At 62.4% G+C, this 7,731-nt stretch carries 8 protein-coding genes; 3 read left to right on the forward strand and 5 right to left on the reverse strand.

Translation table 11 applies throughout. The features are described from left to right. The 3 genes from VSS37_RS15795 to VSS37_RS15805 form a co-directional block, all read right to left on the reverse strand. Nucleotides 1-1,085, reverse strand: a 1,085-nt coding sequence (locus VSS37_RS15795) for an efflux RND transporter permease subunit (protein ID WP_324696746.1), incomplete at its 3' end; no start/stop codon positions are given. Further along, nucleotides 1,082-2,218 carry an efflux RND transporter periplasmic adaptor subunit gene (locus VSS37_RS15800; protein ID WP_324696748.1) on the reverse strand — a complete coding sequence of 379 codons (1,137 nt, stop codon included), beginning with the start codon at nt 2,216-2,218 and terminating at the stop codon, nt 1,082-1,084. The genes VSS37_RS15795 and VSS37_RS15800, both read right to left, overlap by 4 nt. 335 nt (nt 2,219-2,553) lie before the next feature. Then, a complete protein-coding gene (locus tag VSS37_RS15805; protein ID WP_324696750.1) occupies nt 2,554-3,138 on the reverse strand; it encodes a Uma2 family endonuclease in 585 nt (194 codons plus the stop codon). 184 nt (nt 3,139-3,322) lie between these two features. On the opposite strand from VSS37_RS15805, the gene VSS37_RS15810 reads away from it, so the two are divergent. Continuing rightward, nucleotides 3,323-3,676: a YajD family HNH nuclease gene (locus VSS37_RS15810; RefSeq protein WP_324696752.1), complete on the forward strand. Its 354-nt coding sequence runs from the start codon at nt 3,323-3,325 to the stop codon at nt 3,674-3,676. A gap of 10 nt (nt 3,677-3,686) precedes the next feature. Here the strand turns inward: VSS37_RS15810 and VSS37_RS15815 are convergent, their stop codons facing one another. Further along, nucleotides 3,687-4,652, reverse strand: a complete 966-nt coding sequence (locus VSS37_RS15815) for an SDR family NAD(P)-dependent oxidoreductase (RefSeq protein WP_324696753.1) — start codon at nt 4,650-4,652, stop codon at nt 3,687-3,689. Between the two features lie 139 nt (nt 4,653-4,791). Between VSS37_RS15815 and VSS37_RS15820 the strand changes: the two genes are divergently transcribed. Together VSS37_RS15820 and VSS37_RS15825 are read left to right on the forward strand one after the other, a co-directional pair. After that, complete coding sequence (locus tag VSS37_RS15820) at nt 4,792-5,385, forward strand: TetR/AcrR family transcriptional regulator (protein ID WP_324696755.1); 594 nt, start codon at nt 4,792-4,794, stop codon at nt 5,383-5,385. Between the two features lie 105 nt (nt 5,386-5,490). Further along, nucleotides 5,491-5,790, forward strand: a complete 300-nt coding sequence (locus tag VSS37_RS15825; RefSeq protein ID WP_324696756.1) for a hypothetical protein — start codon at nt 5,491-5,493, stop codon at nt 5,788-5,790. A gap of 28 nt (nt 5,791-5,818) precedes the next feature. On the opposite strand, the gene VSS37_RS15830 is transcribed toward VSS37_RS15825, so the two are convergent. After that, a partial coding sequence (locus VSS37_RS15830) for an efflux RND transporter permease subunit (protein WP_324696757.1) occupies nt 5,819-7,731 on the reverse strand: 1,913 nt, incomplete at its 5' end.

The raw sequence follows: 7,731 nt of genomic DNA on the forward strand, positions 1-7,731 counted from the left end.
GCCGCCGACACCACCGTCGCCCGCCAGTCGCGCAGGAACCACAGCACCACCAGCACCGCCAGGAATGCGCCTTCGTACAGCAGCACCATCGAGCCGTCGTAGTTTTCTTGGATGGAGGCCACAATGTCGTAGGCCTCCTCGATTTTGACATGCGGGTATTCCTGTTGCAGGCGCTCCACCGTGGCGCGGGTGGCGGCGGCCACTGCCACTTCGCTGGAGCCTTTGGTGCGCGTCACCTGAAAACCGATGACGGGCTTGCCGTCCAGCAGGGCGATGGTGGAGCGTTCCGCAATGCCATCGCGCACTGTGGCGATCTGGTCGAGGCGCGCCTGCCTGCCATCGGGTAGGGGGATGTCGAGCGCGGCGATGTCCGCCGCCGTTTTCGCCGCCGCCAGCGTGCGGATCGACTGGACGCCGCCGCCCACATCGCCGCGCCCGCCAGAAGCGTCCTGCTGTGTCTGTTTGAGGCGCGCCGAAACATCGTTGGCGGTCACGCCCAGCCCGGCCATCAGCACCGGGTCAAGGTCGACTTGCACCTCACGGTTGGCGCCGCCCAGCCGTGACACGCGCCCCACGCCTGGGGTCGCCAGCAGCGCCTTGGAAATCTCATTGTCGATGAACCACGACAATTCCTTTTCATCCAGCCGGTCAGAGACGGCAGTGAAGGTAATGATCGGGCTGCCCGCCGTACTGAGCTTGGAAACCACCGGGTCGGTCATGGCCGCAGGCAGGTCGGCGCGGATGCTGTCCACCGCATTGCGCACCTCGCTTTGCGCCACCTCGTTGTCCTTGTCGATATTGAATTCGACGCTGATGGTGGCGGCACCATCGGTCAGGTTGGCGTAAATGTGCTTGAGGTTGCTTAAGGAGGCGACGGAATCCTCAATCTTGCGCACCACCTCGGTTTCCAACTGGGTGGGGGAGGCGCCTTCCAGCCCGACGCTGACTGTAATGATCGGCAGTTCGATGTCGGGGAACAGTTGGATGCCGAGCGCACGGAAACTGCCGATGCCGATGAGGGTCAGCAGGATGAACAGTAGGATGGCGGGGACGGGGTTGCGGATTGACCAGGCGGAAATGTTCATGGGGTATTGCCCCCCCCCATCCCCGACCCTTCCCCCGCAGGGGAGGAAGGGTGATCGACCACTTTCACGGTGTCGCCGTCATTCAGGAAAGCGCCGCCGCTGGCCACGATGCGGGCTTGGGCGGAAACGCCGTCGAGGATTTCCACCTGATCCTGATGATGCCGCCCGACCTGCACCAGACGTTGGGCGATGCGGTTGTCCGCGCCGACCACAAACACATAACTGTTGCCGTCGCGCAAGACGAGCGCGCTTTGCGGCACGCTCAACGCCTTGGCGGAATGGGTGAATATTTCCCCTTGGGCGAACATGCCCGCGCGTGCGGGGCTGTCCGGCGGCAGGCTGACATAGACGCTGATATTGCGGGTTTTGGGGTCGATCACCGGGGAAACCAGCCGGATTTCACCGTCCGCCTGCTTGCCAGTCGGCAGCGTCAGGCGGGCTTTCTGCCCCGGCTGGAGCTGGTCGGCGTCACGCGCGGGGATGTCGGCTTGCCATTCGATCCGGTTTTGCCGCACCAGCCGGAACAGTTCCGTACCAGCCTGCACGACCGCGCCGAGGGTGGCGGTGCGGGATGAAACCACACCGTCATCCACCGCCACAATGCTGGTCTGGCGCAGGCGGATACGTTCGCCCTGCAAGACGGCTTGCTGCGCTGTCAGGTTGGCTTTGGCGGTGGCTTCGGCGGCCAGATATTGGTCGATCTGCTGGGCGGGCAATGCGCCGCTGGTCTTGAGGCGGCGGGCGCGGTCAGCGTTCATCCTGGCTTCGGCGAGGCTGGCTTCGGCCTGGGCGACACCAGCCTGGGCGCGGGCGACATCCGCTTCGACTGAATCCTTCGCCAGGGTGGCCAACTCCTGCCCGCGTTTGACTTGGTCGCCCAGTTCCGCCTTGATGCTGGCGACGCGCAGGCCACCGATTTCAGCGGCAATCACGGCTTCATGCCACGCGGCCAGCGAGCCGTTGGCGGTGATGCTCACCGGCCATTCTTCCTCCGACGGTGTGGCGACGGTCACCGCCAGCGCCGCCTTGGGCGGTGTGGTTGCGGGGGCGTCCGCTGCCGTCAGGGGGCTGCAAGCAACGCTCAGGAGCAAGGCGGCAAGCCAGCGGGAAACAGGTACGGGCAGGTTTTTCATGATAAATGACTACCAGTCAGTTATTTGGAGGGAAGCTTAGATAACCAAGGGTCAGTTGTCCAGTTTGACCCTGAAAATCATGGGTGGTTTTATCGTCTGAAGCAGAAGGCCCTGGAACTGCTGCTGGCGCTGACCCGCGTGAATGACGAAGGCCGTCACACCCGCCGCCGTCTGCCGTTGGGCGCAACGCGGTTCCGTCTGCCCACGGTCAGCCGGAGCATGCGTTGGGGATGTCCATGACCTTTTTTCCAGCGCCCGGCAAGGATGCTGAGACCAAATAGATGGTAGGGATGTGGCAGGCGGGGCTGGTGGCTACGGCGAACGTCCCGCCTGTCCTACCGCCGGACTTCCAGCCCGACTTCTTTTTTCACCCGCCGGTAAATCTGCTTCACGGTGATTTCCAGCCCGACAGATTCCAGCGCAAACGTGTCATCGGCAAAATAGGACTCGCTTTGCCAGTGGTTGCGGCGGCGGAACAGCCGCACGTAGGGCGTATCCTGCGACACGACCACGTATTCCAGCAGGGTAGGGATGGTGATGTAATTGTCGAACTTCTCTTTCAGGTCGGTGCGCTGGGTGGAAGGTGAAAGCACTTCGACGATCAGGCTGGGGTTGTCGCGCACATAGGGGTCATCGCCCTTGTTGGCTTCGCAGGACGCCATGATGTCGGGGTAATAGGCGAAGTGTTTGCCCGCGTTTTTGCCCACCACTTTCATATCGGATTGCCATGTGCGGCATTCGTCCGGTAAGGCATTTTCAATCAGGCCGTGGAAGGTGGCGGCAACGGTGTTGTGCAACTCACTGCCGCCTGCCATGGCGTAAACCTGCCCATCCACATATTCGCTGCGGACTTCGACCTCCCGCTCCCCGGCGAGATAATCCTCAAACGGCAAATAATCCAACTTGAATGCGTGCGCCATGTTGGCCTCCAACAACAGATATTTAAGCGCATTATACGCGGGTTTTGGGCGTCTTGCCTGTGCGGAACCACTGCGGCACAATCTGATAGGATGCTGGTCATGCCGCATTGTGGTCTACGCTGTTGACGGCAAATACCTAACCATCATTGCTTGCTGCTATCACTGCGAATAAAGGGAAAAATCGATGAAAGCCGAACAAGAAGCCATTGTCATCAAGGCGCGCAAAAGCGCTGAGGAGCGCGCCAAGGGCTACCGTGAACAGGCGCTGAAGCTGTATCCATGGGTATGTGGGCGTTGTGGCCGTGAATTCACCCACGCCAACCTGCGCGAACTGACCGTGCACCACCGCAACCACGACCACGACTACAACCCGCCGGATGGCAGCAATTGGGAACTGCTATGCCTGTATTGCCACGATTACGAGCATCAGAAGTTGCTGGAGGCGGCGTATGGTGGGTCGGCGGGGACTACGGGGCCAGCGGCGGCGACCCATAATCCCTTTGCCGACTTGAAAGAAAGGATGAAGAAAAAGCCCTGAGCAGGCGTGTTTAGAAGCGTTCCTGCACCAGCTCTTCGCTTTTGACCCAGAGCGCAGCAGCGTGTTCGGGGTTCAGCGCATACGGGCGGACACCGCCGCTGCTGGCGGAAAGTTCGCCTTCCGTTATGAGGGTGGTGACATGGCAGTCTTCGCAATAATGGCCACCGATTGCGTCCGCATCAGCGATGATGCCCGCCCATACAGAGGTGGCGGCTCCCTGGGGGATGCTCTTGAACTGGAACGGCGGTTTGCCCTCTGTGGCAAGTTTTGCGTTGATGTTGGCAACTAAGGCCGTGAGACCCTCCGCGCTGATATGCCTGCTCAGTTCCGTCTGGATGCCGCCCGGATGGACTGCCGCCGCCCGCACGCCGCGTTCACGGTGACGGCGGTCGAACTCGACGGCGAACAGGATATCCGCTGTTTTTGAACGCCCATAGGCAACCCAGGGGTCGTATTCGGTGTGTTCAAAATTCGGGTCTTCCAGATTGGCATCGGCGAAGCGGTGGCCGGAAGATGACAGGCTCACGACTCTTGAGCCGCTGCGCAGCAACGGTGCAAGGCGGTTGACCAGCACGAAATGGCCGAGGTGGTTGGTGCCGAACTGCATTTCAAAGCCATCGGCGGTATGGCTGAAGGGGCAGGCCATGACGCCCGCATTCGCAATGATCAGGTCAAGGGGCTGGCCTGCATCCAGCAATTTGTCCGCGCATTCCCGCACGCTGGCGAGGGAAGCCAGGTCAAGGCGGATGAGTTCAAACCCGCCCGGAGCCGCCGCCCGCACGCCTGCGGTCGCGGTTTCCGCTTTGGCGAGGTCGCGCGCTGCGCCGACCACATGCGCGCCATGCGCCACCAGCGCCCGCGCGGTTTCGACGCCCAGTCCGGCGGAAACGCCAGTGACCAGGATGCGTTTGCCGCTCAGGTCGTGTCCGGCCAGGACTTCATCCGTTGTGGATGTTGGGCCAAAAGAATTCTCCATGTTCGCCTCCGTATTGGAAAAATCACCCAGCGTATTTCAGGCTGGGAGCTATCTGTGTTAGGTTCAGTATTAGAGAAAAAGGAGCGCTCCTCCGTTTTTATACGGAGAGTTCCTCCGTTTGTCAAGAAGGATTCGTATCATGCATGACCCATCCAGCCGCCATCACCGCAAGCCACGGGCGGACGCCCGCCGCAACCGGCAGCGTTTGCTCGAAACCGCACAAGAATGTTTCGCCAAGACAGGGACGGCGACGACGCTGGATGAGATTGCGCGTTCCGCAGGTGTGGGCATCGGCACCTTGTACCGGCATTTCCCGACCCGCGACGCCCTGGTTGAAGCGGTGTACCGCAACGCCATTGAGCAGCTGGCGGAAGCCGCTGACAACTTGGGCAAAACACACGAGCCGGTCGAAGCCATGCGCCAATGGCTGCTGCTGTTCGTTGACCATCTGGCGACCAAGAAGATCATGGCGGATGCGCTGGCTTCGCTGGTATGTGGCGTATCGGAGCTTTACGCCGTCTCGGGCGTGACCTTAAGGAGCACGATTGAAACACTCGCGGCGCGTGCGGTGGCCAGCAACGGGATTGAACTCAAGCTCGAACCTTTTGACCTGTTGCGGGCGATTGCGGGTGTCGCCAACCTGACGCCAGGGCCGGAATGGGAGGCGGGCGCAAGGGCCATGGTCGACATCCTGATGGCGGGGATGAGGCGGAATCAGGGGGCTGTTCCCTGATGTGAGGGGAAATGGTGGGTGCCTGCGTTCTGTGGATGCGTCCGCCACGCGCCATCTGTTACACTTTCGCCCGTTTGTGTCACCTTTCCACTGATGAGGCCTGCGATGGAAAACCCCGCTCCCTGGATTGAATACCTGAAACACCCACTGGTGTTGTTTGGCTTGGCGCTGCTGGTGCTCGCCAGCCTGCTGAAACTGTTCCATTCCGACAAGCTTGGTGCCAAAGGCGCGGAGCGGTCGATGGACAAGGGCCTGCTGTATACCTTTGCGGCCGCTGTGCTGATCATTGTGCTGGGCCTCATTTCCAGCATGGCGCAACAGCAAGCGGCATCCGTCGTCCCGCCCAGCGAAGGCGGGCAAAGCCCTGATGCGGTGGGGAATGCTGGGGTGCCAGCGCAGCGGTGAAACCCGTCATGTGCTGCGTCGTGGCTGTTCACGCCGTCCCATGCGCATGATGCAGCTTCCCCCGCACCTTGCGGAAAATCACCAGAATATCGTCAATAAACGTAAACACCGCTGGCACCACCAGCAAGCTCAGGAAGGTGGACGCCACTAGCCCGCCAATCACCACAATCGCCATCGGCTGCCGGAAACTTGGGTCAGCCGCCAGCCCCAGCGCGGTCGGCATCATGCCCGCGCCCATGGCGATGGTGGTCATCACAATCGGCCTTGCCCGCTTGTGGCAGGCATCCAGCAGCGCCGGGACGCGCCCGCTCTGGTCGCGTTCGCGCGCCATCACCGCATAATCGACCAGCAGGATCGAGTTCTTGGTCACGATCCCCATCAGCATCAGCAGGCCGATGACCGCAGGCATTGAGAAACTGCTGCCGGTCACCAGCAGCGCGGCCAGCGCCCCGCCCACCGACAGCGGCAGCGCCGCCAGGATGGTGATTGGTTGCAGGAAGTCGTGGAACAGCAGCACCAGCACGATGTAGATCAGCATCACGCCGATCAGCATCGCCCCGCCGAAGCCGCCGAACAGTTCCGCCATGCGCTCGGCGTCGCCGGAGCTTTGCCGCTCCACGCCCGGCGGCAGGGTTTTCAGCGCAGGCAATTGGTCGACCATCGCCGTGACCTGTCCGACCGGCAGGCCGTTCAGCTCCACATCGATGCTGACATTGCGCTTGCGGTCGTAGCGGTCGATTTGGGACGGGCCGCTGCCAAGCTGGATGTCGGCGACGGCGGCAAGCGGCACGGAGCCGTTGCGCCCCGGAATCCGCAACTGGCGGATGGCGTCCAGGTCGGCGCGCATGGCTTCGTCAAACTGCACCCGGATCGGCACCTGCCGTTGCGGCAGGTTGAGCTTGGGCAAGCGGGTGGAAAAGTCGCCGTTGGTGGCGACCCGCACCACCTGCCCCAGGGCTTCGGTGCTGACGCCGAGTTCAGCGGCGCGGGCGTAATCCGGCTTGATGTGGATTTCCGGGCGTTGCAAGCTGGCGCCGGACACCACGTTGCCGATGCCCTGCACGGTGCGCAGGTCGCGTTCCGCCGCTTGCGCCGCCTTGATCAGCAGGTCGCCATCGTCACTGGCCAGCACCACCTGCATCTTGTCGCCCGCGCCGCCGGAGCCGACGGTGAAGCGCACGCCCGGCAACGGCTTGAGCGCATTGCGGATGTCGTTTTCCACCGCCGTCTGGGTGCGCGAGCGTTGTTCTCGGGTGGTCAGTTGCAGGGTCAGGGTGGCTTTACGCGAATCCGTGCCGCCGCTCATGGCGATGGGGCCACTGCTGACGCCTCCACCCCCGCCGACGGTGGTGAAGACTTTTTTCACGTCAGGTAGCGGCACCAGCAATTGGCGGGCCTGTTCGGCCACTGCGTAGGTGTCCTCCAGCGCAGCGCCGGGCTGCATTTCCAGCGATACGGAGGTCAGCGCGGTGTCGGCGGGCGGCACGAAACCCTTCGGCAACAGCGGTACAATCATCAGTGAGGCCGCAAAGATGGCGATGGCGGCGATCAGGGTGATGATGCGGTGGCGCAGGCACCAGCCGACCGTGCGCATGTAGGCGCGCATGATCCAGCCGTCTTTTTGCTCCTTCTCCGGATGCGGCTTGAGGAAATAGGCCGCCATCATCGGCGTCAGCAAGCGCGCCACCGCCAGTGAGAAGAACACTGCCACCGCTGCCGTAATCCCAAACGATTTGAAGAATTTGCCCGGCACGCCGCCCATGAAGGCGGTGGGCAGGAAGACCGCGACCAGCGTGAAGGTGGTGGCAATGACCGCCAGGCCGATTTCATCGGCGGCCTCCATCGCGGCCTGATACGGGGTCTTGCCCATGCGCAGGTGGCGTTCGATGTTTTCCACCTCCACGATGGCGTCGTCCACCAGCACCCCGACCACCAGCGCCA

It is taken from the genome of Candidatus Thiothrix phosphatis (genome assembly GCF_035668035.1).
GTDB classification, from domain to species: domain Bacteria; phylum Pseudomonadota; class Gammaproteobacteria; order Thiotrichales; family Thiotrichaceae; genus Thiothrix; species Thiothrix phosphatis.

Coding starts and splice junctions, on each gene's coding strand:
- VSS37_RS15800 (WP_324696748.1), bottom strand. CDS start 2,218: ATGAAAAACCTGCCCGTACCTGTTTCCCGCTGGCTTGCCGCCTTGCTC.
- VSS37_RS15805 (WP_324696750.1), bottom strand. CDS start 3,138: ATGGCGCACGCATTCAAGTTGGATTATTTGCCGTTTGAGGATTATCTC.
- VSS37_RS15810 (WP_324696752.1), top strand. CDS start 3,323: ATGAAAGCCGAACAAGAAGCCATTGTCATCAAGGCGCGCAAAAGCGCT.
- VSS37_RS15815 (WP_324696753.1), bottom strand. CDS start 4,652: ATGGAGAATTCTTTTGGCCCAACATCCACAACGGATGAAGTCCTGGCC.
- VSS37_RS15820 (WP_324696755.1), top strand. CDS start 4,792: ATGCATGACCCATCCAGCCGCCATCACCGCAAGCCACGGGCGGACGCC.
- VSS37_RS15825 (WP_324696756.1), top strand. CDS start 5,491: ATGGAAAACCCCGCTCCCTGGATTGAATACCTGAAACACCCACTGGTG.